Here is a 26688-nt window from a genome sequence, read left to right on the forward strand (position 1 = left end):
CTTTTTTCTAATTTAAGTCATATATTACACTAATTTATCTTGTAGCCCAAAAGCTGTTGATAAAGGAAAAAATTGCAATTAGGCTCTATTTCATCAGTGGTTGTATAGTGTTAGCGGATACAAAACATGACGCAATTATCTCAGGTTTGGCAGTATTTGAGAAATTACATGCAGGGTACATGCTCAGAAGAAATACCGCAGAAAACATCTTTGGCAGTGGAAGGAAACTTCACTTCAGGAAACATAATTCCGGAGCCTGATAAAATTCTTAAAACTACAGTAGATCATTTATCCGGCTCCTCACTGGTACAAAGACTACAAAAAAGCTTGGAAGAATGGACAAAACCCAGTGGTGGGAAACTGCAGACAAACAACAAGCAGATCAGTAGAATCCGTATAGGCGATCGCCAACTTGATGAAGAGATTTATGATGTCCTAGGTAACGGCGCCCTCACCACGGAAATTGTCGCCGAAGTCATGAACTTACTGATTGCGGGGAAAAAATTTCGTCCAGTGCAGTTATACCAATGCTTAGAAGACTTTTATCGCCGCTGGTGTGAGGGAGAATTCATCGACGCTGTGCCCAGTGACAATTTACCTCAGAAAAAAATGCTCCGCATGAGAGCGCAAGGAATTGTCATCGGACTTAGACAAGTAGATATATACGCAGGACTAAATGTATTAATTTTATTATTGGAGTTACATCGCCACGCCCAAGAACAAAACGAACTCCAGCCACAAATTAACTTCTATCCCTCCACACAACCGGACACAGAAAGTTTCTTCACCTCCCAACTACTCCGGATCATCAACTACAGCGATGCGATAGAAATTGGTAACTTTAGTAGTATTGTCGGGGAATTCCTCAAAGGTGGCAACTTTCAGGGTGTTTACTTAGGAGATGCTAATCTCACAGGTGCTAATTTTAGCGGTGCAAATCTCAGCAATGCTTATTTAGGAGATGCTAATTTTACAGGCGTTAACTTTAGCGGAGCTAACCTATCAGGTGCAAACTTTGGTGATGCGAATCTCAGTGGCGCCAACCTCAGCCACGCGAACCTTAGCAGCGCCGACCTCAGCAGCGCTAACCTCAGTGGCGCTAACCTCAGCAGTGCGAACCTCAGCCGCGCCAACCTCAGCCATGCGAACCTCAGCAGCGCCGACCTCAACCGCGCCGACCTCAGCAGCGCCGACCTCAGCAGCGTTAATCTCAAAGACGCCAATCTCAACCGCGCCGACCTCAGTCATATCAACCTCTTTGGTGCTAACCTTAGTGACGCCAACCTCAGCGGCGTCAATCTCAACCATGGTGATTTGTGTCGCGCTGACCTCAGTGGGGCTGACCTGAGTAACGCTGTCCTCAACGGTACAAATCTCAGTGACACAATTTTATTTAATACCAACTTGAGAAATGCTATTCTTACCGCCGCTGACCTCAGCTATGCAAAACTTAACGGTTCCAAGCTCAACTTTGCCAGACTTAACGGCACTATGTTTTTAGGTGCTGACTTGAGTGGAGTAGACCTCAGCGGCGTGATTCTCAACGACGCCGACCTTAGCGGTGTGATTCTCAACGACGCCGACCTCAGCGGTGCAGACCTCAGTAATGCAGTGCTTTTTGGTACAGACTTGAGCTATGCTAACCTCAACAGAGCTAACCTTAGTCGTAGCAACCTCAGCGGCGCCCTGCTCAATGGCGCTGACCTGAGTCAGAGTGATATGAGCTACGCTATTTTGGGCGGGGCGGATATGAGTGACGCTAATTTAGAAAAAATGAATTGGGGTGAAAAGCAACAGTGGGAAGGGGTGCGGGGATTGGAGACAGCGCTAAATGTTCCTGAAGCTTTGAAAGCCGAATTGGGGTTGGATCATTTGTGAGTTACGAATGAAGATTAAACCTTAATAAACCAGTGTTGTCGGTACATGAGAACAGCAACCATCCACCAAAATAAAACGGTGGCTAAGGCGAATAACAGTGAACCGTTGTATGTACCCGCCCAAGTAGCAAAAACATTTTGGTAAAGCCAATTGTAAATACTTTGGGCATTTTCACCTGTGCCGATGTTGGTTTTTGCTAAGACTTTAATTAGTAACACAGAAGCGACAAAAAGAGCGATCGCATTTAATCCCATAATTTTAAATGGTTGACTCCAGCGCCGGATCAGCCGCACTTCGATGAGTTCGTAGCAAGCAGCTAGCAGTAACAAAGCCCAACCACTGCTGAAGACGACATAAGAACTTGTCCACAACTTTTTATTAATCGGAAATGTCCATCCCCAAGCCCAACCGATAATTAGGCAACCAATACCAAATAATGCTAATCCTAAACTTGTGCGCGATCGCACTGGTTGGCTGCGTATCCATTGTCCACTAAAATAGCCAGCCAGGACGCTGACTACGGCGGGAATTGTGCTAAACAATCCCTCTGGATCTCCCATGAAGTTGAAACCGTCTCCTTTATACAGGTGGGCTTTGGGTATGATTAAGCGGTCAACGTAAGCGCCTAAATTTCCTTCCCGCGTCAACACCCCCGCACCATAACCGGGAACAGGTACATACATCATCAACAACCAGTAACCAATCAGTAGCGCTGCAGCTAGTATCCATTGTCCTTTGCGTGGTAAATTGAGTACGGCAACAGATGCCAACAGGTAACTCAAGCTGATCCGCTGTAACACTCCCATCAACCGAATACTACTGAAATCAAAAGTCCACAAACCTTTATTCCAAAAGCCGTTGAGTAATAAACCTAAAGCGAAGAGAATCGCTGCGCGGCGGAAAATTCGCCCGTAAACGGTAGAATTAGGTTCGTTACCTTCAGTGTATTTGGATAAAGAGAAAGTCATTGCCACACCCACAATGAACAGGAAAAACGGAAATACCAAATCTGTGGGTGTGCAACCGTTCCATTCAGCATGATCTAAAGACGGATATTTATCCTCAGCAACTCCCACCATATTGACAAGAATCATCCCCGCAATGGTGAGACCGCGAAAGACATCAAGAGAAGTTAGGCGCATAGACAAGATTTGATATTTTATTTATATTTTAAGGATTCAACATTACTCTTCTTAACCCAGACGAGCAAGTAAAATTTATAGACTGAAATACAAGGTAAAATTTTATAAGCAAAATGCCCAGGAATAATCAAATGAGTTGGTTGAGTAAAAAAAGTAGTCAAGACTACGGCGAATATCTGCCTGATGAAGAAGCAACGCTACAGACAGAAAAAATTCATATTCAAGCAAATAATAGAAAAAATGCGGAAGCCCGATGCAAAGAAGAAGCGAAATATGATGGTTTTGATGCTGAGATTGAACCCAAAGGAGGAAAAGATTATGATTGTCGATTTAAATTTTGGAGTTAGTCATGAACGCCCTATTATATCAAGATTGGGGTGAAAATCCTCCGAGAATTGAGCTTGTTTCTCTACCTATGCCTTCTGCTCCCTATCTACCTCTAACTGGTGGTGGTTGTGCTAATACGTCTGTTAATAGCTTTATTAATGATTTAAATAAAGCTGTAAAAAATCAAAGCGAGCGATATTTTACCAGAGTCTGGGGATATGGCAGGTCAGATGATGAAGCAGATATATATACCTTGCAAACTTGGCAAATTTGCACACCAGAAGATAAAACTTATGAGGTTGTTATCCTTTTGTACTATGCACCAATTAATCAGTACTTGACACTGAAAAAACATTTTGGAGAAGAAGACGCTGACAGATACCTAGAGGAAATTAAGGCTAGAAATGCAGCTATTACTGCGCTGTCTGAAGTGTGGGATTGATTTAAACTAGATACTGTTTTTGTAATTTTAAAACGGGAATTTTTTTATTAACATGGCAATTAAAGTAGGCGATACTGCACCTGATTTCAATTTACCTGCTCAAGATGGCTCCACAGTCAGTCTGAATCAATTTCGCGGTAAAAATGCTGTGGTGCTCTATTTTTATCCCAAGGATGACACCCCAGGATGTACAGCCCAATCCTGTGCTTTTCGTGATCAATATGAGGTGTTTAAGTCTGCTGGGGCTGAGGTGATTGGCGTTAGCGGTGATTCTAGCGAATCGCATCAAAAATTTGCAGCCAAATACAACTTACCTTTTACTCTGTTGAGTGACAAGGGCGATCGCATCCGCAAGCTTTATGGCGCCACTGCGGCTTTTGGTTTATTCCCTGGGAGAGTTACCTATGTGATTGACAAAGAGGGAGTTGTGCAATACGTGTTTGACTCCATGTTTAATTTTCAAGGCCACGTTCAGGAGGCTTTGACAAGGTTACAGGCGTTGGCGAAGTAAGATTTTTTTTAACGCAGCGAAAAGTTGCGTGCGGTGAACCACTTGCGGTGGACGGGTTTCCCGGCATAAGCAAAGTGGTGAACCCGAAGGGGGGTTCCCCCCGTTGAGCAAACTTTTCAAGACAGAGGAACGCGGAGAGAACTTGCGTGCGCGGGTTTCCCGCGTTGAGCAAAGTTCGGGAGGTAATCGCAGAGGAACGCAAAAGCTATATGCGTTCCTCTAGTTTTAGTTAGGGTTTATTTGCGTGTGATTTTTCCGGTAAGATGATGTTAGGGTGGGAAGCTTTAGCGTTTTTGCCGTTGCTATGACCGTTGGTGTGACCGTTGTTATGGCGGGGTTGAATGACGCCATAACCGCCGTGGTTACGTTCATAAATAACGTTAATTTCTCCAGTTTCGGCGTTATGGAACATGTAGAAGTCATGCCCTACCAATTGCAGTTGTTCTAAGGCTGCTGCTAGAGTCATGGGTGGCATGGAAAAGTATTTAGTGCGGACGACCTCGTTTGGCAGTTCAGGGGTGCGATCGCCGATTAAATCTGTCGCTGCTGTCTCTGGAACTACGGCTTCGGTTGTTGGTTGGGCTTGAGTGATTTTATCTTGTCGTCTTTCTTTATATTTACGCAATTGTCGGGCAATTTTATCTGCCACCAAGTCAATACTTGCGTATAGGTTTTCGCTGCTTTCCTCGGCACGAATCACGCTACCATTAGCGTAGATAGTAACTTCAGCCGCTTGTTTGGGATTAATCCGGGGATTGCGGGCTACGCTGAGGTGAACATCAACTTCATTCGTAATGTTCTGAAAATGATTAACTGCTTTTTCTATTTTTTGATGCACGTACTCCCGAATCGCATCGGTAATTTCAATATTTTTGCCGTGGATGACAAGCTTCATGTAAACTCTCCCGCTCGATATTTTATGTGAATTAGTTTTGAAAGAAATGGAGTTGCGGTAAGGTCTATCAGTACCACCAAAACAGTCTCTGAGGGTCTTTTTGGAACTAAAGCCAAGGGTAAAGAATGAAAAAGTTGCTATTTGCCCCATCCTGATGGTTGGTTGGGCAGTTTCATTCTTTATACTTGAGAAGGACAGCCTTTTATTTGACTGTTTGTGTGCCTAAAATCGTGTTTTTATATCCGGTTTTGTTAACACCCTTCTTTGTCTATCATCGGTGGTTTGCCTGCTTTTGATAGAGAATACTAGTCCTTGGGGATGCAAACATTCATTCTTCATCATCAATCAGTGTTTTCCTTCCTCTTTGTTTTGGTGTGATGCTTATTGCAGAGAATTCCTCCTAACACCGTTGAGGTTATATATTCAAACTAGCACTTTGTATTTTCTAAAGTGGGTTCCGTTGATGTTCCTTTAAAATCCTTTGCATAGCTTGACATTTGCTCACTCTAAGTTGCTGACTTGCAACATATTTTCTCCCTATTACTAGTTGATTTTTAGCATGATCCGTAGTACTGAGTCTAAAAAATACAATTGTTTACTATATAACGAAGAACTGATAGCATATGCAGAGGCGCTGGAATGGCAGCGATCGCTATTTGAAGATCGGCGACAAAATCCCCATCTGGATGATGTATTAATTTTGCTGGAACATCCAAGCGTCTATACCCTAGGACAAGGCGCGAGTCTGGAATTCCTCAAATTTAACCTTGACGAGGTTTCTCATCAGGTACACAGAGTTGAAAGAGGCGGCGAAGTCACATATCATTGTCCTGGTCAGTTGGTGGGGTATCCAATTTTAAATCTGCAACGATATCGCCAAGATTTACATTGGTATTTACGGCAATTGGAAGAAATCTTAATTCGCGTCTTGGCTGTTTATGGGCTACGGGGAGAACGGTTTCCACCTTTTACTGGCGTCTGGTTAGAAGGGCGCAAAATTGCAGCCATAGGAATTAAAGTCAGCCGTTGGATTACTATGCATGGTTTTGCACTCAATGTTTGTCCGGATATGACTGGCTTTCAACAAATTGTTCCCTGTGGAATCACTGATAAGGCTGTAAGCAGTTTAGCAGAATGGATTCCCGGTATTACTTGTCAAGAGGTACGTTCTCATGTGTCAAATTGCTTTGCAGAGGTGTTTGGCGTAGAGTTCATCGATGCACAACGTGAATAATTTTTCCGGTGCAGATAAATTAAACGTGTAATTACTGAATATGTAGATATTAAATATAGCTAAAATATTTGGTTAATATATGCTTGTTAAAGCTAGAGTTATGAATGTAGAAATATACGCTGCACCTTCAATTGCTCTAAGAAAGCGCGACTGGAAAGCTTTGATTGAACTTTTTGACAGAGATGATGTAGATGAAATTGAAGCAGATGTTCATGGTAGTTTGTTGTTACTACCGCCAGAACCTTGTTGGGAAGATGACCCCTTTGATTTTTTGCGTGAATATCTGTAAATTAAGTAATTGGCAATGGGGAATAGAGCATAGTCAAAATTTTCCATCGCCTCATTTCCAGAGCAGGGAATTTAATTTTGGGAATTGGTGGCGTTGGTGTTTGGTTGTCAGCTTATGTTGTTTATTCTTAGGTGGTTGTAGTTTTCAACCTAGTAACGTAAAAAGTCTGCGAATTGCGACTGAACCGACTTTTCCACCCTTTGAGTTTCAAGGGACTGGTGGTGAATTGCAGGGTTTTTCTATTGATTTGATGTCTGCAGTAGCCAAGGCGGCTAACTTTCAGGTAGACTTTCAAAGTCTGCCTTTTGATGGTATTATCCCCGCTTTACGAGCTAAAACAGTAGATGCAGCAATTAGTTCCATAACCATCACTGAAGAGAGGGCGAAAATAATTGCGTTTTCTCGTCCTTATATTAAAGCAGGTTTAGCGATCGCTATTCGCACCGATAATCAAAATATTACTAATTTCGCTAGCCTAGCAAATCAAAAAATCGCCGTCCAAATTGGTACAACTGGTGCTAAAAAAGCCCAAGAAATTCCTGGTGCAAAAATTAGTACTTTCGATTCAGCATTTTTAGCTTTGCAAGAACTACTCAATGGAAATGTAGATGCAGTAATTAATGATGCGCCAGTGACATTATACGCAATTAATACAGGTAATCTTCGAGGTATTAAAGTTGTACAACAATTGCTTACAGAAGAATTTTATGGAATTGCAACTGCCAAAAATTCACCATATTTAACTTTAATTAATCAAAGCTTGACCAATGTATTTAAAAATAAAACTTACACACAAACTTATCAAAAGTGGTTTAAAGATACACCACCAGATTTACCAGAAACAGTTTTAAATCAAAATCAAACTGGAGCAGAAATTCCAGGAATATTTACCTCAATTAAACTAATTTTTAATTCCTTTCCAACTCTTTTCCAAGGAGTTTTAGTCACACTACAACTGACAATATCTTCTGGATTAATCGGTTTAATTGCAGGTTCCTTAATTGGGATATTCCGCCTTTCTCCCATTATCTCCGTGCGTTGGTTAACCAGAGCTTATGTAGATTTCTTTCGCGGAACCCCTTTACTAGTACAGATTTTTATGATTTACTTTGGAATCCCAGCGATCGCGCAAGAATTAGGTTTCACCTTGACCTTTGACCGCTGGGTAGCTGGAGTATTAGCGTTAAGTTTAAATAGCACCGCTTACATTGCAGAAATTGTCCGCGCCGGAATTCAATCTATAGAAATTGGACAAACAGAAGCTGCAAAATCATTAGGTTTAAATCCTCTCCAAATTATGCGACTTGTAATTTTTCCCCAAGCCATAAGACGCATGATACCCCCATTAAGCAATGAATTTATTAGCTTATTGAAAGATACCAGCTTAGTTGCTGTCATCGGTTTTGAAGAACTGTTTCGCAAAGGACAGCTAATAGTCGCCGATAACTATCGCGCCTTTGAAATTTACACCGCTGTCGCCATAATTTATCTCTGTTTAACTTTACTTTCCTCTCAAGCATTTAGTCGTTTAGAAACCTGGATGCATCCCCAGAAAAAACAAGGATGACATTTATTAAAAGCCGCGAAAAACCTCTGCGTACCTCTGCGCTTACCTCCGCGTCCCTTTGCGTTAAAAAAATTAACTCATACCAATTCAAATAATCTTTGCAACACATGAATGGTTGCTCAGGGCGAACAACCGTACTCCGAAACGGAGAAGCAAGCTACGCCCCTACAAGCGAACAACCGTACTCCGAAACGGAGAAGCAAGCTACGCCCCTACAAGCGATCGCCCTCTAACTCCGCAATCACTTTTTGCAAATACCATTCTTCCAACATCCCAGGATAATAATCTTTTTTCTGCTGAATTAACCTTTGAGCAATTTCCCATTGTCCCCCAACTAAGCGTAATAATTTTTGTCGCAACAGATTATATTTTTGGTTTCTAGATTCAGGAATAGATTTGTGAATTTTTTCAAGACTATTAGTAACTAGTTGATAATTTTCCCAGTCTTCTTGTTCACAAAAAATACTCGCAGCTTTTTGATAATCAGCGATCGCCTGTTGCATTTCTTCTAAAAGAGTGTAAGCAATGCCACGATTGTAGTAAGCTTGAGCCTCATGGGGATTAATTTGCAGAGCATGGGTGTAATCTTGAATAGCGCTGAGATAATTACCGCTTAATCGTTGAGTGTTACCCCTAGCCACATAAACTAAAACATCCTGGGGTTGAATTTGTAGCGCTTGATTAAAATCTGCGATCGCCCCTTGATGATCGCCTAAAAACGAACGAGCTTTACCACGGTTGCGGTAGACGATCGCATCTTGAAAATTCAACTGTAGCGCTTGGTTAAAATCCGCGATCGCTTCTCGATAATTCCCCATTTTGCACCGCACCACCCCCCGACAGCAATAGGCTTGAGCGTCTTTTGGATCAGCTTGTAATACCCAATTTAAATCTGCGATCGCCGCTTGCGTATCTCCTTTTTCCGCCTTATCTAATAGTTGCGTAAAATATTCGTTTGTGGAATTAATGGTGACACTTGCAGATTTAGGCTGAGAAATCGCAGATTTTTCCACAGGTTTTAGCTGCTGAATACTTTCCATACACAGACGACAATTTTCCTTATCTTTTTGCGCCAGATATAACTCTGCGGCTATTTTAAAATTAGCGATCGCATCTTGAATATCACCCTGTTTGCGCCGGACAATTCCCCGCAGACTATAAGCTGGAGCATAATGAGGACGCAGACGAATAGTCCGATCAACATCTTCCAGTGCTCCTGGTAGATTTTTCAAAGCTATCCTCGCTAAAGCGCGAGAATAATAAGCTTCCACACACTCAGGATTGAGCCTCAGAGCTTCAGTATAATCGGAAACAGCCTGCAAAATTGCTCCAGAGTCATAATACACCAGACCTCTTTGCAGATAAGCCTCCGGAAAGTATGGCGTCAACTGCAAAGCCTGGTTAAACTCCTCAATAGCTCCAGCATAATCCTTTTGTCTAGCCTTTGCTAATCCCCGGTTGTAGAATTCATCACTCATGGCTGTTGTTTAGTTAATTCAGTCGATTACTATCTATATAAATATTCACCGTCGCTGCGACATCTTCCCGATGATACCCCCAAGCAGGTAGTGTATCTTAATTACGAATTAGTATAGGATGACATCTACCTTTTTGCTCATCGCCGTCATCATGAAAATTAGAACCATCACCACAGGAATTTCTTTACAATCTGCCACAGAAACCGCAAAAATTAAACAAGCGGCTGAGTTTAATCAACAAGCCCAGAAAATATTTACACAACAAGGTTATACAGTCCAAACCACCAGAATAACTACTAATTCTTGGGAAGAATATCTAGCAGGATTATCTCCTAGAGAAATTATCAAACAAATTCAAGCCATAGAACAACTTTGTCAAAATCTAGATGTCAGCTTCTTTAACATTGGTGACACCAGCCAACCCGCAAATATCGCTTTAATCGCCGATATTAATCAACAAACATCGCTCATTTTCTGTTCTAGCAAAATTGCAGATAGCGAAACTGGTATCAATTTTGAAAATATCCAAGCATCTGCAAAACTGATTCAGCGCATTTCCCAAGAAACCGAAAATGGCTATGGAAACTTTCGCTTTTGTACATGGGCAAACTGTCAACCAGGTATCCCCTTCTTCCCTACATCATACCACCGAGGTCAAACAGCTTTTGCTATCGGCTTAGAATGTTGTGATTTAGTAATGCAAGCTTTTTCTCAAGCCGAAAATCTACAAATAGCCGAAATCAAACTGCAAGAAATATTAGAAACTGAATTACAAAAAATTGCGGCGATCGCTCAAACAATATCTGGACAATTCGCCATTGAATATCAAGGAATTGACACCTCTCTCGCTCCATCATTAGACAAAAATCATAGCATTGTTTTCGCCTATGAAAAACTCATGCATGGTAAATTTGGACAGTCAGGAACTTTAGCAATTTCTGGGATGTTAACTCGTGTTTTAAAAAGCGTATCTATCAAAACCTGCGGTTATTCTGGCTTAATGCTTCCAGTTTGTGAAGATATCGGTTTAGCCACCAGAGCCAACGAGCAAACCTACAATATTACTAACTTATTATTATATTCAGCCGTTTGTGGTTGTGGACTAGATACAGTTCCCATTCCCGGCGATATCACCACCGATAAACTAGCAGCAATATTAACAGATTTAGCGACTTTAGCCCTCAAACTTAATAAACCCCTCTCAGCCAGATTATTTCCTATCCCCCATAAAAAAGCCGGGGAAATGACTAACTTCAATTCCCCGTATCTTGTAGATTGTCGAATATTTGCTGTAGATTAAAGAGATTTAGAAAAAGTAGCCTAGTTATTCAACAAATTAGGCAGTAAATAACTACTCTCACTCCCTGATCTCCAAGCTGATCAGCTTTCTCCTTTGCGCGCCACTAAAGTATTTATACAACAGCTTTACTATTCAACTTTTTCCATTCCATCCTTCATACTTCATCCTGATTATTCCAAAAGTAAACTAGGAGAAGTTAACACAAAAACATCTCTCGTTCCCTGAGCATCAGTTAGTGGTTTAATAGGAGTAGTAAAATGCAAAAATTCATGATCATTAACCAATAAAAGTTCACCGGGATGGAGAATTTTGTTAAAAATTGGCTTCTCTTTTCTCGCAGTATATAAATGTGTTTCGCCACCTTGGATATTGTCTCTATCTACAGAGAAAATCCCGACAAAATCAGTACCATCACTGTGAATTCCTTCAGGCGCTGGATTACCCAAATTTTCAGATGAACAAGTAGTTCTAATTTGATGAACTCCTATTTCCGCCTCTGGATGCAGTTTACAGGAATCAACAAAAGCTAAAACAAGATTTTTAAAAATATCTAATTCGATAAGCGCATCGTCTAACTCAGCAAACTCTCTTTTGACATCGCCCACTAAGGGATTATATTGTTTACTTTGGAAAAGATAACCATGAGGTAATTTAATTAACTGTTTCTGAGAAACCAAGAAACGAGATAATCTTCTCAAACGATAGTTACCTTTAATATAAGGATCAACAGGTAAATTGTTAAAAAATGGTTTAAAACCCTCCACCTTAATCGAATTTACCTTCCTGAGCGTAAATAAAAAGGCGTATTCTAATTCCGTTGCTTCTCGAAGTGTTTGCATAGGATTTACCTCCTTGCATATAGTCATCCTCCAGTATTTTTTTGGAGGCTTATAATACCTAGTATATGCTACCTTTTATTAAATTGTCGTAAAAACGACTACAAAAATTACCATTTCATGGTATGCAACTGCTCTAAAATTTTCGCAACTTCCAAAAGAACGAAAGCCAAAACAACGTAACATTGGTTAGGTAGTAGATTATTCCCACAATAGGCGTTGTTCATTGAATGTATGAAAAGCATCTCGTGTTGACCCAAAATCCTTTGAGAAACAGAAAATTTTCCGTCTCTACATTGAATATGAAGATTCAACAGCAACAAAGCCGCAAATTTCCCTCGACGCATAAAAAATGACAAACTGGCTTTACCGCTACCCACCCCTTTTTCTTGGTACACTGCTCAAACGCTACAAGCGCTTTTTTGCAGATATTCAACTTCTTTCTGGAGAAATAGTCACAGCGCACTGTCCAAATACAGGGCCAATGACTGGAGTTTCCACCCCTGGAAGCGTAGTACAGCTTTCCAAAAGCGATAACCCGAATCGGAAGCTAGGCTACACTTTAGAATTAATCCAAGTAAATGATATCCAGCCAACTTGGGTAGGTGTGAATACAGCTCTACCAAATCGAATTATTAAACTGGCTTTAGAAAAGCATCTGTTTCCAGAATTAGACAACTATAGCTACATCAAAGGGGAAGTAGTTTATGGACAAGATCAAAAAAGTCGAGTGGATTTCTATTTAACAGGAAGTGATGGGGAGCGCCCAATTTATTTGGAAGTTAAAAATACAACCTTTTCTCAGGGAACCTTAGCGCTATTTCCCGACACAGAGACGACCAGAGGACAAAAACATCTGCGAGAATTGAGCGCACTTTTACCCCAAAATCGTGCAGTTATGCTTTATTTCATTAACCGCAGCGACTGTACTGAATTTGCTCCAGGGGATATCACCGACCCAATTTATGGTAAGTTGTTACGCGGTGCGATCGCTCTTGGTTTAGAAGTCTTACCTTGTCGTTTTCATATCTCTCCAGAAGGTGTCGAGTATTTGGGTTTAGCAGAGTTAAAAATTTAAAAAAATCCTCAGCTTTTCATAAATAACTCTAATACTAATTAGGCTCATTTTTGCTAGAAAATAGAGATAATCGCCGAAATATCCAGATTGCTTTTTTGAGGAACTGGTAAGGGCTTCTACCGTCTAAAGTCAAGAGTTAGGTGTGATGAGTCATGGCTGATTAATTCAGCACTCTCCCGTATACTTCCCCTTCTCATTCTGGGGTAGCGTGGTTAACAATGGGTGGGACATGTTGCAAATGATTCAATCTTATGCCTAGAACACCGAATGAATACATAATCCATATCCTCATGGAAAGTGGACACCGGGAAGAAGTACGTTTTCCGACTATTCAAGAGTTCCAGAAGTGGTATAGCGGCGAACTTGTGCCCAAAGCTGCTTCTCATGACTTTATCAGCGTGCCGATTAAGAACATTCAAGGAGAGTATATGGTGGTACGCCCATCTCGAATTGTAGCGCTGCGAGTAGAACCAGTTTTTAGTTCTAGTGTTGAAAGATACCAATAAATGATGAGAAAAACCCTTGCTTTGCTTTCCTTAAGTCTAGGAATTACCACCGTAAATACACTATGGTCTGCTGTGGCTCAAGTGCCAAATTTACCACCGCCAATCCAGACCAGCCCTGTGATACCCATCCCCGTACCGCCGAGTACTCCTGAAGTATCACCACCGCTGAAACTGATGGACTTAGGAAGCGATTGTACCCCCCGCCACGCTTGTTTGGGTTGGGATGAGCAAATTTGGGGTAGCAGGGGTAAAAAAGGCGATCGCCTAGCGCTACTCGCATCGATTGACAACAGTCTGCGTTATTTAGCGAAGGATACAGCGATCGCCACCTATCAACAATATCCCATTCCCGGAATTACCCTCGACCGCGTGCGTCGGAGTTTACTGCGTTTCCGCCAGTTGGTAGTTAAATCTAAATCTCCAGCACAACTACAAGCTGCTGTCCGTCAAGAGTTTGCTTTTTATAAATCCGTGGGCAACGATGGTAACGGAACTGTAAAATTCACAGCTTATTACGAGCCAATTTATACGGCAAGTCGTGTAAAAACATCAGTATATAAATACCCCTTATATCGCCTACCACCAGACTTTGAAAAATGGGCTAAACCTCACCCCAAACGGCTAGATTTGGAAGGAAAAGACGGTTTATTGGGGAACAAAAGCCAGCTACGCGGTTTAGAACTAGTTTGGTTCCGCGATCGCCTAGATGCATACATGGTACATATCCAAGGTTCCGCCCAAATTAAACTCACAAACGGTAGAACTACCTCCGTTGGTTATGCAGGCGGCACAGATTATCCTTGGACAAGTATCGGTAGAGAACTGGCAAAAGATGGTAAGCTGGCGCAAAACAAATTAACGCTACCAGGTGTTGTGCAATTTTTCCAACAAAATCCCAAAGAGTTAAACAATTATCTTCCCCGTTGGGAACGGTTTGTGTTCTTCAAAGAAACAAACGGTACACAAGCCACAGGTAGTATTCATGTGCCGGTGACTGCAGAGCGTTCCATCGCCACAGACAAGTCTCTCATGCCTCCAGGCGCCCTTGCCTTAGTTAATACTTCTTTACCTTATCCTGCCCGCCCTGGCAAACTAGAATATCGTCAAGTCAGCCGCTTTGTACTAGATCAAGATACAGGTAGCGCCATCAAAGGGCCGGGAAGAGTAGATTACTTCATGGGTACCGGTAAATTAGCAGGTGATCGCGCCGGTGTCACAGGCGGTAACGGTTCGTTGTATTATTTACTGCTGAAGGAATAGCGGTTAGGGGCTAGGGAATAGGGGTTATACCATTTCACGAAATTCTTGATACACATCACTTTTATCGCTCCCCCTGCCTCAAGAGCTTCCCCTGCTTCCCTATGTGTATCAGTTAGGGGCTAGGGGAGGATTTTACCATGCCCCGTGCCCCATCCTAATACGGCGGATATGCAAAATCGTCTTCATCTGCGTAAACGTAAGAATTAGAAACCCCCGCCATTTCTAATTTAGGCGTTTCTATTTTCACTGTTTCCTTACCAAACTCTTTGTGTTCTTCAAAAGCTTTGCAGATAATTGCAGATTCCTGGGAGTCGGAAGCAATCAAATATTGAGTTAAAGTCCCGACGGTGGGATGTTTGAAGTTGACGGTAGAAGCAACCAAAACTGTATTTGGTTCGATACCCCGTTCTTCACACTCAATTATCGGCGAAAAAATCCCGTGGGCGTGGAACAGCGGCCCTTTCGGTGTCAAAGGTTGCTTACGATATCCAGCATAAGTCTTTTCTAATTCGGCAACAAAGCCACCAGTGACTTTGCCTTGTTGAAATTCACAATAAGATTTACTGAAACTCGCTCCAGCAGCACCATTGAGAGTTAACTGCAGTGGTAAATCGTGTAGAAATTTTTTGTTTTCTCCGACTATAAAAATTAAGTAGCGAGTGAAGGTTTTAAATTTCAGCTTGTCTGCGAGAAAAGCATCATAATTATCTTTTAGTGTACCTAACTTAATACCAGTTTCCCTGTCTTTGACAGATAATGGCCCCCGGCGCACGATCACTAAGCTAGGTGAGGTACTCATGAATACCGTTTCATTACCAGAGCTAAACTCATGTTCTATTTGCTGCCAATTTTCATCAGGCTGAAAACCAACAGCATTCGCATTATCCAGTTTAATCGCTAAACCGTGGGGTTGGAGTCCATCTGCGCCATACCGAGGATTAATCATCTGACACCAGGGGATGACTTTATAAGGGGGTGCATTAAATTTCTCGTCCTCAAAGTCGAACTTAGCAGATGCTTTCATCTTTTTCGGCTATCAAAAGTGTTTCGTTAAACAAGTGTATCTGTGTGGAGAGGATTTGCAACGCTGATTTTGGGGTAATTTTCCGAGCAAGGGCACAATTAGCCGATGTTGTAATACTTACAGCTATTCACATATTCACAAAAATTTTGAGAGAGTGATCAGCGATCGCAATTAGGAGCTAATACTTTTGTACCACTCTTTTGGGAAATCAGACACATTCTCCAGCAGATTTTAACACCCACTTGTCTGTTACTGGCAAATCTAGGCTTAAACCCCGCACAAGTACAGTTAATTTCAGGTTTTATTGATACTTACCTGAAGTTAAACGACCGAGAGAAAGCCGCCTTTGAAGCACAACTTGCTAGCATTGAACCAAGACAGGAGGAACAAGTCATGGAAATTGTTACTAGCTGGATGCAAGAAGGTATTGAACGAGGACTAGTTCAGGGAAGACAGCAGGGAGAATTAGCACTGATTAAGCGCCTGCTAAATCGCCGCTTTGGTTCCCTAACTCCCCAGTTACAGGAAAGGATTCAGAGTTTATCTGTAGCTGAGTTGGAGGATTTGGGTGAAGCGTTGTTGGATTTTTCTACTGTTGCTGATTTAGAAGCTTGGTTGAGTGATAGGTAGCGATCGCTTTGATCAACTTGAGTAGGCGAGCGCTACCCAGCAGATTGATTCAATATATCCTCAATTCCATTTTGCACACGTACTAATTGCGAACGCTGCTGATCAATCCAGGCTTTCTCAGCTTGTCGTTGTTTGGGTGTTTCCTGCTGATATCGCGCCTGTCGTTCTAGAAAGTCATTGTAGAATGCGATCGCCTGTTCAATTCTTTGAGTAGCTAATCTAATTAATTCATCAAACATTACAACAACTATCTTCTCCAACCTGATAGCAACTTCCTCATAGCACTTAGTAAACTGTTCCATACTGATCCCTAAAACTCCCTGTTTTGCTAAGGTGTCAGCGGCATTTCTAATAGAATCAATCAAATCTTTAACATTAACAGATAATATATATATAATATTCCCTCTAATCGCTCTTTCAACTAGATGAACAATTGACTGAATAAGGGAATTGAACTGAGGTTTAATTTCTGTTTTTCGTTGTTCATCTAGCTGGTCAACACATACTTGAATAAATGATATTTGTGGCTGAATTTCTTGCTCAAGTATTAAGGCTGTACTCTGCATTAAGCTAGATTGTGTTTCTTCTAACGGGACTTAAGCAAAAAAAGAGAGCAAAAGAGGTTATAATGCAGATATAGCATAGGTTTCACGTTAAAATAAGCCTGATGAAAGAGACAACTCCCACAGCCATGCCCCCATGCTTTGAAAAATGGTGTCAAAGGTTTGATGATGTATTTAATCATCAAGCGCAAAAAAGGGAGTTCAGACATTATTTAGGGGGATTATTGGGGGAAAGTGAGAGAAAAAACCTGTTACAGATGGCAGGAAACGCCATAGGGGTGAATTACCATAGATTACACCACTTTTTAACAGATGCACCTTGGTCGGCTAAAAAGCTGAATGAAAGACGCTTGGAGGTAATGAACAAGTGTAGTCAAACTAGAATTAATCGGGGATTTAGCTTGATAATTGATGATTCAGGGCATAGGAAAAGTGGTAACTTGACTGAAGGAGTTGGAAGACAATATATTGGAGAAATCGGTAAGACTGATAATGGAATAGTAGTGGTAACAAGTCATTTATATGATGGCAGAAAAAGCCTACCATTAGATATAGAGTTATATCAGCACGCTGATTCATTACCACAGGGGAAACAAGACCCATTATTTGAGAAGAAAACCGAGATAGCAATTAAGTTAATAGACCAAACAAGAGAGCGAGGATATCAACCAGGAATAGTAATTGTAGATGCGGGATATGGTAACAATACATCATTCCTATTAGAACTAGAAAAGCGAAACTTAAAGTATTTAGGAGGAGTAGCCAAAAATCGGAAAGTCACAATTAGTAACCAAGGAAATTATCAACAAACAATCAGGCTAGATGAATTAGCACAGACGTTGCCCCAAGAAGCTTTTAGCGAAATTAAACTCAAATTAGATAAATCCCGAACAGTGTGGGTAGCAACAAGACTTGTAGAGATATCACGTCTAGAGGGACAGCGAAGTATAGCTATCGTGATGAATGCTGATACTTTCTCAAATGCCACTGATATCGACTATTTTATCACTAATGTTTCTACATCTGTTGTCACTCCAGAATGGATAGTCAACACCTATTCTCAACGAAATTGGGTGGAAGTTTTCTATCGAGAAGCCAAAGGCTTTCTCGGATTAAAAGAATATCAAGTCCGAGATAAAACTAGTCTCATACGACATTTTATCCTGGTTTTTTGTGCCTATACTTTTATTCTTTGGCATCAGCTGACTGGGGGTTTGAGACGTAGGTGGGCAACTAAACCTTTGAACACTTTTACTGATGCTTTAGAAGCGTTTAGAACAGCGATTTCTTTCCGTTTTTTTGAATGGCTAACCATTAATCGTGACGTATTTGCCTCTCATAAAGCCAGTTTCGGCTTTATTTGGGCTTAATTTTTGTTTAAGTCCCGCTAATTGAAAATTTACTTCTGACTGTAAATTTTTAATTAAATCGTCTTTTTCAAAAATATTTAATGAAGTTTTGGGTTTGTTTGTGTTGCTATAAAAGCTGCTATTTTCTAGTCTAGCCATCCTTTTATACCAAGATTTTTTTACTTGTTTCACAGTCTCGGATTTATATTCATTCCCTAGACGACGCAATCTCAACACACGACCACTTAAATCACCAACTTCTTCCCATATTTCAGATGTCGCTATTTGATCAATCCTTTGTTTGCTATGCCAAATATCTTCAGCCTGTGATAAATCATTAAAACAGCCTTGAACTAGATTATTGAGCCTACTGGCAGATTGTTGAATTTCTTTAACACATGGTTCAACTGTTTTATTGAGTTTGCTAGCAGATTCCTTTATTTCTTGGGAAATTTCATCAACTCTCAAAATTTCATCTATAGATTTACTGATATTTTGTAATTCCTTAAAAGATTCGTTCATACTGCACCTTTAAATAATCTGCGACAAAGTTTGAATCGTGTCGAAGTCAACTTAAAATAGTTTTTGAATTTTTCCACCTACTATTCTTATTCCTATTACAGTATTCCCAAATTTCGTCATTAGTAACATGTTCCGAAAAAATACGGTTATTTTTGGTGATTACAAAAGCTAGGCTGAGAAAAATTATCTTTTGATCAAGTGATAATATGCTGTTTGTATTTGCTCCCGTAATACAGGCTGGGATTAAGTCTGGGGTTTATGAAATTGTTCGTAATACAGCAACAGGACAATTATTGGGTATAGCCAGAGATAAAGTAACTGGTAAATTTGTAGCTCACGCGGTTGGTATTGCAAGTGAAGCAATAGGAGTTCCGCTAAATACCGTATTTGCTCCCGCACAGCTAGTCATGGGTGGCTTGCAAATGCTTCAAACTCATTTGGGGTTTCAAAAAACCTACAAAATGCTTGAAACCTTACAAAACAGTGTGGGAGTTTTACAAGCAACTACATCTGTAATTGGTGTTGGTACTGTAGCAGTGGGAGTGCTGTCAGCAGTAAACCTTTACCAAACTATGAAACTTAGGGAAGATGTAAAGCAACTGAGATTAGAAGTTCAAGATGGATTTATTAATCTAAAACAAGCTTTAAGAGACCAGGGAGCAGAAATTATTCAACGGATTAACCAAGTTGCTGAAGATATTAAATTTGAGAATCATCGCTTAGTCTTAATTCAAGCCTATGGTCAATTTCAAGAAGCATTAATGTTAATTAAAACGGCTCTGTTATGTAAAGACCAAAATATCAAAAATGATACTCTGGGAGGTGCAAGGCTGATATTGACTAATGCTTTGGCAAATTATAATAATCCGCACTTGTTAGACAAAACCTCTGCGGCTGGACACCTTCGCAGAGTAGAATGTGCTTGGTCAATTGAGCAGGCGATCGCTTTAACTTTCCAATTGCAAAATCAGTCAGCAGCTGTGAGCGATCGCCTTTCTTACCTCCAACACAAAATTCGTCAAGATTGCCTAACTGTTATTGAGAAATGTGAATCTGAGGAAGAACTAGATTTTATCTTCCCGGAAATTCTCTGTATTCGCAATAATGATTTAGCTGTGTTGGAATCATGGCAAAATCATGTTGATTGGATACAAACTTTATCAGCAGATGAACGGCAACTTTTAGCCAGTTCGCATATTCAGTCTGCTAATGTTGAGGAGAATAAGCAAGAAGTAGCTGTTGTGTCTGAGCCAGAAGAATTAGCATTTTATGAAAATTTAAAACAAAAATCTCATTATTTATCTCTGCGCGATCAGCTTATATTTATGATTAAACCTGATTTACGTAGACAACACGAATCTTATATTAATCAGCAAGCATTAAAATTTGGCTATCAAGGATTTGCTCCCTCAAATTGGCAAAAAATACCAGATTTAACAGTTGGTAATCTTTATTGGTATTTTAAGGTTAAAGATAAATCAAACGTATAATCAGACTAAAGTATACTTACTTGATTTGTAAAAATTGCATGGCTTCAGATCCCCGACTTATTCAAGAAGTCGGGGATCTAGTTATTCATAAATGATTTAGGAGTTATGTATTAAAATTTTAATCAGCAACTAACCCAGGCATAATGCTTAAGTCATAATAAAAGCAGTGTCTTATCCTACTCAAATTATCTATGAGTAACCTACAAACAAAATTACCAACTGACACTTGGATAGCAGCTACTTGGGATGAATATATTCAAGTAATTGAAAATTCTGCTTATGAAAAAGCCAAAGGGTACTACAAAAACAATAAAATGAGGATTGAAATGCCACCCATAGGTAATGACCACGCTAGCGACCACACAATTGTTATCCTTGCTGCTAGTAATTATGCGGCTATCAAAGGTATTGCGATGAATGGAAAGGATAACTGTACCTACCGTAAAACTGGCTTTAACGATGCACAGCCTGATGTTTCTTATTACATTGGTGAAAATGCTGATGTGATTCCTTGGGGGACTTCTATTATTAACCTAGATACCTATTCATCCCCAAATTTGGTGATTGAAGTTGCGAGTACTTCTTTAGCAGATGACAAAGGTGAAAAACGGCTACTGTATGAAGAATTAGGTGTAGATGAATACTGGATTATTGATGTCCAGAATGTTCAAGTTATTGCTTTTGCTATGGAAAATGGCGGTAGTCGAAGAATTACTCAATCTCAAGTACTACCAGGATTAGCAATTTCTTTGCTAGAAGAAGCTTTTCGTCGCACTCGTCAAATGAATCAAAGTCAAGTTGTCGCTTGGTTACTGGCTCAATTTCAGCAATAATCTAAAACCAAATACAAATTGAAATTTTGTAATTACCAATTACTAATTAGTATTAACTCCCCTGGCTGGAATAACCAGGAGTGTTAGGGAAAATCGACTTCATGTTTATAAGCGCTGAAGCAGATTTAAACCGTGGGTATCGGTACCGCAAGTATTGAACAGATTATATTTAGCGGCTAACTTTTGCACCTGTTCTGATTCCAACACGCTTGGTTTCCAAGGGTTGGGATTGTTGTAAGCGTAGAAGGTTTCCACGCCATCGATACCATTTTCCGCAGCTGCGGGAATCAAGTCAAGATGCGATCGCTTATAACGCGCTGGATGAGCTAATACTGCTAATCCTCCTGCTTGATGAATAGCTGCAATGATATTTTTTACTTGATATTCATTACCCGTAGCAATTTTTCTTTGTAAATAAGGTTTCATGCTGGGGTGTTCTGGCTCAAAAGAATAAGCCAAAATATGAACTTCAATGTTCAAAAGATTAGCATTAATTTCTGTCCCACTCCACAGACGAGGAGTGCTGACACCAGGATTTTTCCATTGCCAATCTTCTAACCAAGCTTGCGCCGCTTGATAACCACCGATACTATGATGATCGGTGATGGCTAGTCCCTGTAATCCGATAGCGATCGCTTGCTCCATTAAAGCATGGGGTTGCAATCTGCCATCTGAAAAAACAGTGTGCATATGAAAGTTAAATAACCTCGGACAACTTTGAGCATCAATATTCTCAAATACCTGTTTCAAAATTTCCGTAGGAGCAGAAGTCCGGGCAAAATTTACAACCATAACCCCCTCTGAGGCAAAATATAATATTCTCAACACGCCCACGCACCAGATTTCCTGATGACAATTAACTAACACTTGAAAGTAGTGTTAGTAGCTATTTTTATTAGCTGCATCAGCAAATTTTTTCAATATGTTAAGACTACGTTAGCAAATCTCAACGCTGACGGACATGAGTATTTTCAATTGCTTGTATAACTATATGTAAAAAATGTTTCTCTAAATCTAGTTAAGGTTAAAAACGGTAATTGTCGTGCATTCTTTATAATTCCGGCTTTTTTGACTATGCTGCACTCAAGAAAAGCGGAAATAGCTTGATATTTAATGTATTATTTCGATAATTTATTTAAGTAATCCCACTAATTCACCATCGCCAGCAATTACCTCACCAATCGCTAAAGCTGGGATATCCTGTGATTGAAAGTAAGTAATTGTCTGTTGTACCTGATGGGGTGGTACTAGCAGCACAAATCCAATACCCATGTTAAAGGTGTTGTACATAGCCTCAGAACTCACACTGCCGGCTGTAGCTAGCCACTCAAATAGAGGAGGTAAAATCCAACTGTTGGGGTCAATTTTTATAGCTTGACCTTTACCCAAGCATCTAGGTAAATTTTCTGGTAATCCACCGCCTGTGATGTGAGCCATGCCGTGAATTTCTATACCTGCTTGACGAGCAGCTAGGACAGGTTTAACATAAATGCGCGTGGGTTTAAGAAAAGCTGCGCCGAGAGTTTCACCAGCTAATGATTCTGGGCATTCATTCCAAGAGAATCCGCGATCGCTGACAATTTTCCTGACTAAACTTAAACCATTGCTATGTACACCAGTGCTTGCGAGGGCGATCGCTACATCTCCCACCTGTACCTGAGAACCATCCAGCATCTGGCTTTTCTCCACAATCCCCACACAAAACCCAGCCAAGTCATACTCTCCGACTTGATAAAAACCGGGCATTTCTGCTGTTTCTCCCCCTAATAAAGCACAACCTGCCAGTTTACATCCAGCGGCTATCCCTGCCACAACTTTAGTTAACTGCTCTTTATTTAAAGCGCCTGTTGCTACGTAATCTAAAAAAAATAGTGGTTCTGCACCAGATGTCAAGACATCATTGACACACATAGCCACTAAATCGATGCCAACTGTATCATGACTATTGAGAATTTGAGCAATTTTTAGCTTTGTACCCACACCATCTGTCCCGGAAACTAGCACTGGTTCTTGATAACCGCTAGGTAGCTGAAAACAACCACCAAAACCGCCTAGTCCACCAATCACTTCCGGCCTAAAGGTGCTGTGAACCAAATTGCGAATTTGCTCGACAAAGGCTCGACCAGCTTCAACATCAACTCCAGCATCCCGATAATCCATTCCTGACGGCACCGTTACAATCTGCGACAAACTAAGGTTATCATTACATATTTAGGTGCTACAGGTAGTCAGTCGATTTGAGATTTAGGGAATTTATTAGTCGCCAGTTTGACCATTGAGCCTTAACAACTAAAACACCTCATCTTCCATACCGCGCCACCATTCCCCCAAATTCATCAAATCTTGGTAGATATCTTGCAGTTCCTCAGCGTAAGTATCTGGGGAAATCAGCGCTTGGCGTTCTTGCAGTTTCTTGAGGCGTAGTTGCACTAATAACCAAGGTTTAGCAATACTGTTCGTTGCTTCTAAATATTGAGCTAGTTCTCTGCTATTCATAATATTTGCTTGGGGAATTTGGGGACTACTAGCGCAGCAAGACTAAAATATCGCAATTCCCAAAAATGGACTTGCGGAAATAATGATTTATGCCTTAAACAAAAGCATTGTAGAGACGAAGCAAACGCAACGTCTCTACATTTATTTTTGGGCATTGCTGATTGAGGATAAAAAAATAAATTTGGATAAATTTATCCCCAGATTCAGCAACGCCGATTTTGAGAAAACAGCTGTAGCTAATTAGGCTTTAGCGTAATTTTCAGCCGCGAAGTCCCAGTTAATCAACTGTTCTAAGTAATTCTTAATGAAAGCGGGGCGAGCATTTCTATAGTCGATGTAGTAAGCGTGCTCCCAAACGTCTAAGGTTAGGAGTGCTTTTTGTCCGTAAGCCAAGGGGTTCTCTGCGTTTGGTGTTTTAGTCACCTTCAGTGTACCACCGTCATCAATTAGCCAAGCCCAGCCACTGCCAAATTGAGTTGCAGCTGCATTAGAAAACTCTTCTTTGAATTTGTCAAAGCTACCAAAATCTTGATCAATCTTCGCCGCTAGTTCACCACTGGGTGCGCCACCACCTGCAGGTTTTAAGGAACTCCAGAAGAAGGTGTGGTTCCAAACTTGAGCCGCGTTGTTAAAGATTCCCGCTTTGGATGCATCTTTGAAAGATGCTTTGATCACTTCTTCTAGTGATTTGTCAGCCAGTTCTGTACCATCAGTGAGCTTGTTGAGGTTGTCTACATAAGCTTTGTGATGTTTACCATAGTGATATTCAAAGGTTTCGCCTTTCATACCATAAGGCTCTAGAGCATTAAAGTCGTAGGGAAGGGGAGCTTGTGCGAATGCCATTTTGTGAAATCCTCTCTTTAGCGTTTTCCAGTTTAGAGCTATTGCAGCAGATTAGGAAATTACAGCTGTTGTGTTTACTAGTTATATATCCTTAATTCTGGGACATAAAACTTAACATCGTCATTTTACTACCAAAGTGAAGATTCAGACAAAGTAGTTGCAAATGCCCTAGGGCGAGAACCTGAGATTCTCAACTCTCTTAAATCCTACGGTTTTGAGCTTATGGTTTTGGGCTTTATCTCTCTACTTACTTATTAAGCTAAATCTCCCAGATGGAAAACTTCTAACCTTAGTGGTATTGGCCAGATATATTTTAAATTACTCTAAAATCAGTCTTTAGTTAGATGAATTAATTTTGTAATCAATTAAGATAGATGATGCCAATACTGTTTTTAAATAAAGACAGCTAATTACCAAGAGAGATTATAAGGGTTTCGGAGTTACATTTTTAGGGTTGTGAGTGAGTTGGGACTCACAACCACGCGTTGAAACGGAACCTATAGCAATAGGCAATGATTACCACAGGGATAAACACTGCTAACAATTGTTAACTATAAGCGGCAATGAATACTACAGAGATAAACGCTGCTGACAATAGCTAACTATTTGTGCAGTCACATCAGAGGCGCTCAGTCCATCGGTTTGGATTTCGATTGCATCAGTGGCTTTCTTTAAAGGAGAGACTTTGCGAGTGCTATCTTTCCAATCACGTTCAGCAATATCCCGTTCCAGCTGTTCTAGGCTGACTTCGGGTAGACCTTGTTTTTTAAAATCTTGCTGACGCCGACGTGCGCGCTCACTCACAGAAGCGGTCAAGAAAATTTTCACTTCTGCATCGGGAAATACATGAGTACCAATGTCCCGTCCTTCAGCGACTAAACCGCCTCTTTTACCCCAGCTTTGTTGCTGTTTGACCAGCGCTCTACGCACAGCACTCTGAGCTGCGATCGCTGATACTTTAGATGTGACTTCCACAGTGCGAATTTCTTGGGTAACATCAGTACCGTTAATCCAAACCCGCACAGGAGATTGCAAGTCCTGACTGGGGGTGAGTTGGATTTCGCACTGGCTAACCAATTCAGCAATTGCACACTCATCGTCCAACGCGACTTGGCTTTGCAACACTAACCAAGTAACAGCCCGGTACATAGAGCCTGTATCTAAATACACAAGACCTAACTTGGTAGCTACTTGACGAGCCACTGTGGATTTTCCCGCACCGGCTGGGCCATCAATAGCGATGACGGGTAGGCGATCGCACAAGATAATATTATCAATCAAACGTGTAGAACCAAGACGAGCTGCGATCGCCACCATTCCTTCCTCCTCAATTGTTTCTAAGTACATCAACGTAGTCGGTTCAACCAATTCAATATATTCCACGAAAATATCACTGACCATTGCCACTTCTCGCTGTACCACTGCTATCAGCTTGCTAGAATCACGTTCTCCAGCGAGAAACGCAGCTTCAGCCTGCTGCAAACCACGACACAACACCGCAGCCTGCTCTTTCTCCGTTGCAGTCAAATATTGATTGCGGGAACTTAAGGCCAAACCAGAGGCTTCCCGCACCGTTGGACAAGCAACAATATCTACGGCAAAATTCAAGTCTGCTACCAACCGCCGAATAATAGCTAGTTGTTGACTATCCTTTTGACCGAAGTAGGCTCGGTCAGGCTGCACCAAGTTAAAAAGCTTGGTAACAATTGTTGCTACACCCTGAAAGTGACCTAGCCGAGAACTACCACACAAGCCAGATATCATAGCAGATGGAGGTGTTACTTGTGTAACCTTCGATTCTTGTATATTCTTCTGCCCCACTCCCATTTCTTCCGGAGTCGGCGCAAAAATTATGTCTACCCCCGCTGCTGCACAAAGCTGCACGTCTAAATCAAAAGTCCGGGGATAGCGTAGATAATCTTCACTAGGCCCAAATTGCAGGGGATTGACGAAAATACTAACAATCACCGTGGAATTTTCTTGCCGCGCTCGTTGAATCAAGCTTAAATGACCTTGATGCAACCCTCCCATAGTTGGTACTAGACCAATTGCTGTCTGATCCCAACTAGTCTTCTCATCTAGTACCAGGTCTTCTGGAACTGTAAACTTGTTCTGCGAGCGGTCTTTATTTAAATAACAGCGTAAAGCTGCAACTGTTCTCAACAGGCGCACAAAATACCCCTAGTTTTCTCGAT

At 41.0% G+C, this 26688-nt stretch carries 27 protein-coding genes; 15 read left to right on the forward strand and 12 right to left on the reverse strand.

From position 1 onward, the window contains the following. Positions 1-126 precede the first annotated feature (126 nt). Positions 127-1878, forward strand: coding sequence for a pentapeptide repeat-containing protein (locus MIC7126_RS0100100; protein ID WP_026099924.1), 1752 nt, complete (start codon positions 127-129; stop codon positions 1876-1878). A 14-nt stretch (positions 1879-1892) separates the two neighbouring features. Here MIC7126_RS0100100 and MIC7126_RS0100105 read toward each other — a convergent pair whose 3' ends face one another. Then, positions 1893-3020: an acyltransferase family protein gene (locus tag MIC7126_RS0100105; RefSeq protein WP_017651078.1), complete on the reverse strand. Its 1128-nt coding sequence runs from the start codon at positions 3018-3020 to the stop codon at positions 1893-1895. A gap of 131 nt (positions 3021-3151) precedes the next feature. Between MIC7126_RS0100105 and MIC7126_RS0100110 the strand changes: the two genes are divergently transcribed. Genes MIC7126_RS0100110 through MIC7126_RS0100120 form a run of 3 tightly spaced genes read left to right on the forward strand, consistent with a single transcriptional unit; the run spans position 3152 to position 4300 of the window. After that, positions 3152-3367, forward strand: coding sequence for a hypothetical protein (locus tag MIC7126_RS0100110; protein WP_017651079.1), 216 nt, complete (start codon positions 3152-3154; stop codon positions 3365-3367). 2 nt (positions 3368-3369) lie between these two features. Then, positions 3370-3789 carry a hypothetical protein gene (locus MIC7126_RS0100115; RefSeq protein WP_017651080.1) on the forward strand — a complete coding sequence of 140 codons (420 nt, stop codon included), beginning with the start codon at positions 3370-3372 and terminating at the stop codon, positions 3787-3789. Between the two features lie 52 nt (positions 3790-3841). After that, positions 3842-4300 (forward strand): peroxiredoxin, encoded by a 459-nt coding sequence (locus tag MIC7126_RS0100120; protein ID WP_017651081.1) that lies wholly within the window; start codon positions 3842-3844, stop codon positions 4298-4300. 229 nt (positions 4301-4529) lie between these two features. Here MIC7126_RS0100120 and hpf read toward each other — a convergent pair whose 3' ends face one another. Then, on the reverse strand, positions 4530-5195 hold the full coding sequence (hpf, locus tag MIC7126_RS0100125) for a ribosome hibernation-promoting factor, HPF/YfiA family (protein WP_017651082.1): 666 nt from the start codon (positions 5193-5195) through the stop codon (positions 4530-4532). Between the two features lie 559 nt (positions 5196-5754). On the opposite strand from hpf, the gene lipB reads away from it, so the two are divergent. The 3 genes from lipB (at position 5755) to MIC7126_RS0100140 (ending at position 8285) form a co-directional block, all read left to right on the forward strand. After that, complete coding sequence (gene lipB, locus MIC7126_RS0100130; RefSeq protein ID WP_017651083.1) at positions 5755-6429, forward strand: lipoyl(octanoyl) transferase LipB; 675 nt, start codon at positions 5755-5757, stop codon at positions 6427-6429. Between the two features lie 79 nt (positions 6430-6508). After that, complete coding sequence (locus MIC7126_RS0100135; protein ID WP_017651084.1) at positions 6509-6718, forward strand: hypothetical protein; 210 nt, start codon at positions 6509-6511, stop codon at positions 6716-6718. Continuing rightward, positions 6705-8285, forward strand: a complete 1581-nt coding sequence (locus MIC7126_RS0100140; RefSeq protein WP_017651085.1) for an ABC transporter permease subunit — start codon at positions 6705-6707, stop codon at positions 8283-8285. The genes MIC7126_RS0100135 and MIC7126_RS0100140 overlap by 14 nt, the downstream gene beginning before the upstream one ends. Positions 8286-8497: 212 nt before the next feature. Here the strand turns inward: MIC7126_RS0100140 and MIC7126_RS0100145 are convergent, their stop codons facing one another. Beyond that, a complete protein-coding gene (locus tag MIC7126_RS0100145; protein ID WP_017651086.1) occupies positions 8498-9763 on the reverse strand; it encodes a tetratricopeptide repeat protein in 1266 nt (421 codons plus the stop codon). Between the two features lie 151 nt (positions 9764-9914). Here MIC7126_RS0100145 and MIC7126_RS0100150 point away from each other — a divergent pair, with 151 nt between their 5' ends. Then, positions 9915-11063 (forward strand): DUF711 family protein, encoded by a 1149-nt coding sequence (locus tag MIC7126_RS0100150; RefSeq protein ID WP_026099926.1) that lies wholly within the window; start codon positions 9915-9917, stop codon positions 11061-11063. 170 nt (positions 11064-11233) lie between these two features. On the opposite strand, the gene MIC7126_RS0100155 is transcribed toward MIC7126_RS0100150, so the two are convergent. Next, positions 11234-11902 (reverse strand): 2OG-Fe dioxygenase family protein, encoded by a 669-nt coding sequence (locus MIC7126_RS0100155; protein ID WP_017651088.1) that lies wholly within the window; start codon positions 11900-11902, stop codon positions 11234-11236. Between the two features lie 349 nt (positions 11903-12251). Here MIC7126_RS0100155 and sfsA point away from each other — a divergent pair, with 349 nt between their 5' ends. From sfsA to mltA, 3 genes are all read left to right on the forward strand, one after another. Further along, a complete protein-coding gene (gene sfsA / locus MIC7126_RS0100165) occupies positions 12252-12977 on the forward strand; it encodes a DNA/RNA nuclease SfsA (RefSeq protein WP_017651090.1) in 726 nt (241 codons plus the stop codon). 251 nt (positions 12978-13228) lie between these two features. Then, complete coding sequence (locus tag MIC7126_RS0100170; protein ID WP_026099927.1) at positions 13229-13483, forward strand: hypothetical protein; 255 nt, start codon at positions 13229-13231, stop codon at positions 13481-13483. Positions 13484-13486: 3 nt separating this feature from the next. Continuing rightward, complete coding sequence (gene mltA, locus MIC7126_RS0100175; protein WP_026099928.1) at positions 13487-14743, forward strand: murein transglycosylase A; 1257 nt, start codon at positions 13487-13489, stop codon at positions 14741-14743. 154 nt (positions 14744-14897) lie between these two features. Here mltA and MIC7126_RS0100180 read toward each other — a convergent pair whose 3' ends face one another. Continuing rightward, on the reverse strand, positions 14898-15767 hold the full coding sequence (locus MIC7126_RS0100180) for a DUF5895 domain-containing protein (RefSeq protein ID WP_017651093.1): 870 nt from the start codon (positions 15765-15767) through the stop codon (positions 14898-14900). Positions 15768-16160: 393 nt separating this feature from the next. Here MIC7126_RS0100180 and MIC7126_RS32325 point away from each other — a divergent pair, with 393 nt between their 5' ends. Continuing rightward, positions 16161-16397, forward strand: coding sequence for a DUF4351 domain-containing protein (locus MIC7126_RS32325; protein WP_017651094.1), 237 nt, complete (start codon positions 16161-16163; stop codon positions 16395-16397). Between the two features lie 32 nt (positions 16398-16429). Here the strand turns inward: MIC7126_RS32325 and MIC7126_RS0100190 are convergent, their stop codons facing one another. Then, positions 16430-16963, reverse strand: a complete 534-nt coding sequence (locus MIC7126_RS0100190; protein WP_017651095.1) for a hypothetical protein — start codon at positions 16961-16963, stop codon at positions 16430-16432. 101 nt (positions 16964-17064) lie between these two features. Between MIC7126_RS0100190 and MIC7126_RS0100195 the strand changes: the two genes are divergently transcribed. Continuing rightward, positions 17065-18330, forward strand: coding sequence for an IS701 family transposase (locus MIC7126_RS0100195; RefSeq protein WP_017651096.1), 1266 nt, complete (start codon positions 17065-17067; stop codon positions 18328-18330). On the opposite strand, the gene MIC7126_RS26945 is transcribed toward MIC7126_RS0100195, so the two are convergent. Then, positions 18268-18831, reverse strand: coding sequence for a hypothetical protein (locus MIC7126_RS26945; protein WP_017651097.1), 564 nt, complete (start codon positions 18829-18831; stop codon positions 18268-18270). The two genes, MIC7126_RS0100195 and MIC7126_RS26945, sit on opposite strands and share 63 nt — an antisense overlap. 206 nt (positions 18832-19037) lie before the next feature. On the opposite strand from MIC7126_RS26945, the gene MIC7126_RS0100205 reads away from it, so the two are divergent. Together MIC7126_RS0100205 and MIC7126_RS0100210 are read left to right on the forward strand one after the other, a co-directional pair. Continuing rightward, the gene (locus MIC7126_RS0100205) at positions 19038-20321 is read left to right on the forward strand and encodes a hypothetical protein (protein WP_017651098.1); all 1284 of its coding nucleotides are present in this window, start codon (positions 19038-19040) and stop codon (positions 20319-20321) included. Positions 20322-20512: 191 nt separating this feature from the next. Beyond that, on the forward strand, positions 20513-21154 hold the full coding sequence (locus MIC7126_RS0100210; protein ID WP_017651099.1) for a Uma2 family endonuclease: 642 nt from the start codon (positions 20513-20515) through the stop codon (positions 21152-21154). A gap of 105 nt (positions 21155-21259) precedes the next feature. Here MIC7126_RS0100210 and MIC7126_RS0100215 read toward each other — a convergent pair whose 3' ends face one another. The 5 genes from MIC7126_RS0100215 to MIC7126_RS0100240 form a co-directional block, all read right to left on the reverse strand. Then, entirely contained in the window at positions 21260-21946 is a 687-nt protein-coding gene (locus tag MIC7126_RS0100215) for a PHP domain-containing protein (protein ID WP_017651100.1), read from the reverse strand. 339 nt (positions 21947-22285) lie between these two features. Further along, positions 22286-23314 carry a phosphoribosylformylglycinamidine cyclo-ligase gene (gene purM, locus MIC7126_RS0100220; protein WP_017651101.1) on the reverse strand — a complete coding sequence of 343 codons (1029 nt, stop codon included), beginning with the start codon at positions 23312-23314 and terminating at the stop codon, positions 22286-22288. A gap of 129 nt (positions 23315-23443) precedes the next feature. Beyond that, positions 23444-23650 carry a hypothetical protein gene (locus MIC7126_RS0100225; RefSeq protein ID WP_017651102.1) on the reverse strand — a complete coding sequence of 69 codons (207 nt, stop codon included), beginning with the start codon at positions 23648-23650 and terminating at the stop codon, positions 23444-23446. A 240-nt stretch (positions 23651-23890) separates the two neighbouring features. After that, the gene (gene sodB / locus MIC7126_RS0100235) at positions 23891-24493 is read right to left on the reverse strand and encodes a superoxide dismutase [Fe] (RefSeq protein WP_017651104.1); all 603 of its coding nucleotides are present in this window, start codon (positions 24491-24493) and stop codon (positions 23891-23893) included. Between the two features lie 570 nt (positions 24494-25063). Then, positions 25064-26665 (reverse strand): bifunctional pantoate--beta-alanine ligase/(d)CMP kinase, encoded by a 1602-nt coding sequence (locus MIC7126_RS0100240; RefSeq protein WP_017651105.1) that lies wholly within the window; start codon positions 26663-26665, stop codon positions 25064-25066. Between the last annotated feature and the right edge of the window lie 23 nt (positions 26666-26688).

Origin of the sequence: Fortiea contorta PCC 7126 (assembly GCF_000332295.1) — a bacterium.
In the GTDB taxonomy this organism is placed as follows: Bacteria; Cyanobacteriota; Cyanobacteriia; order Cyanobacteriales; family Nostocaceae; genus Fortiea; species Fortiea contorta.

Bases quoted from the DNA above. Each gene is read 5' to 3' on its own strand.
- MIC7126_RS0100100 (WP_026099924.1), top strand. From the start codon at position 127: ATGACGCAATTATCTCAGGTTTGGCAGTATTTGAGAAATTACATGCAG.
- MIC7126_RS0100105 (WP_017651078.1), bottom strand. From the start codon at position 3,020: ATGCGCCTAACTTCTCTTGATGTCTTTCGCGGTCTCACCATTGCGGGG.
- MIC7126_RS0100110 (WP_017651079.1), top strand. From the start codon at position 3,152: ATGAGTTGGTTGAGTAAAAAAAGTAGTCAAGACTACGGCGAATATCTG.
- MIC7126_RS0100115 (WP_017651080.1), top strand. From the start codon at position 3,370: ATGAACGCCCTATTATATCAAGATTGGGGTGAAAATCCTCCGAGAATT.
- MIC7126_RS0100120 (WP_017651081.1), top strand. From the start codon at position 3,842: ATGGCAATTAAAGTAGGCGATACTGCACCTGATTTCAATTTACCTGCT.
- hpf (WP_017651082.1), bottom strand. From the start codon at position 5,195: ATGAAGCTTGTCATCCACGGCAAAAATATTGAAATTACCGATGCGATT.
- lipB (WP_017651083.1), top strand. From the start codon at position 5,755: ATGATCCGTAGTACTGAGTCTAAAAAATACAATTGTTTACTATATAAC.
- MIC7126_RS0100135 (WP_017651084.1), top strand. From the start codon at position 6,509: ATGCTTGTTAAAGCTAGAGTTATGAATGTAGAAATATACGCTGCACCT.
- MIC7126_RS0100145 (WP_017651086.1), bottom strand. From the start codon at position 9,763: ATGAGTGATGAATTCTACAACCGGGGATTAGCAAAGGCTAGACAAAAG.
- MIC7126_RS0100150 (WP_026099926.1), top strand. From the start codon at position 9,915: ATGAAAATTAGAACCATCACCACAGGAATTTCTTTACAATCTGCCACA.
- MIC7126_RS0100155 (WP_017651088.1), bottom strand. From the start codon at position 11,902: ATGCAAACACTTCGAGAAGCAACGGAATTAGAATACGCCTTTTTATTT.
- sfsA (WP_017651090.1), top strand. From the start codon at position 12,252: ATGACAAACTGGCTTTACCGCTACCCACCCCTTTTTCTTGGTACACTG.
- MIC7126_RS0100170 (WP_026099927.1), top strand. From the start codon at position 13,229: ATGCCTAGAACACCGAATGAATACATAATCCATATCCTCATGGAAAGT.
- mltA (WP_026099928.1), top strand. From the start codon at position 13,487: ATGAGAAAAACCCTTGCTTTGCTTTCCTTAAGTCTAGGAATTACCACC.
- MIC7126_RS0100180 (WP_017651093.1), bottom strand. From the start codon at position 15,767: ATGAAAGCATCTGCTAAGTTCGACTTTGAGGACGAGAAATTTAATGCA.
- MIC7126_RS32325 (WP_017651094.1), top strand. From the start codon at position 16,161: ATGGAAATTGTTACTAGCTGGATGCAAGAAGGTATTGAACGAGGACTA.
- MIC7126_RS0100190 (WP_017651095.1), bottom strand. From the start codon at position 16,963: ATGCAGAGTACAGCCTTAATACTTGAGCAAGAAATTCAGCCACAAATA.
- MIC7126_RS0100195 (WP_017651096.1), top strand. From the start codon at position 17,065: ATGAAAGAGACAACTCCCACAGCCATGCCCCCATGCTTTGAAAAATGG.
- MIC7126_RS26945 (WP_017651097.1), bottom strand. From the start codon at position 18,831: ATGAACGAATCTTTTAAGGAATTACAAAATATCAGTAAATCTATAGAT.
- MIC7126_RS0100205 (WP_017651098.1), top strand. From the start codon at position 19,038: ATGCTGTTTGTATTTGCTCCCGTAATACAGGCTGGGATTAAGTCTGGG.
- MIC7126_RS0100210 (WP_017651099.1), top strand. From the start codon at position 20,513: ATGAGTAACCTACAAACAAAATTACCAACTGACACTTGGATAGCAGCT.
- MIC7126_RS0100215 (WP_017651100.1), bottom strand. From the start codon at position 21,946: ATGGTTGTAAATTTTGCCCGGACTTCTGCTCCTACGGAAATTTTGAAA.
- purM (WP_017651101.1), bottom strand. From the start codon at position 23,314: ATGGATTATCGGGATGCTGGAGTTGATGTTGAAGCTGGTCGAGCCTTT.
- MIC7126_RS0100225 (WP_017651102.1), bottom strand. From the start codon at position 23,650: ATGAATAGCAGAGAACTAGCTCAATATTTAGAAGCAACGAACAGTATT.
- sodB (WP_017651104.1), bottom strand. From the start codon at position 24,493: ATGGCATTCGCACAAGCTCCCCTTCCCTACGACTTTAATGCTCTAGAG.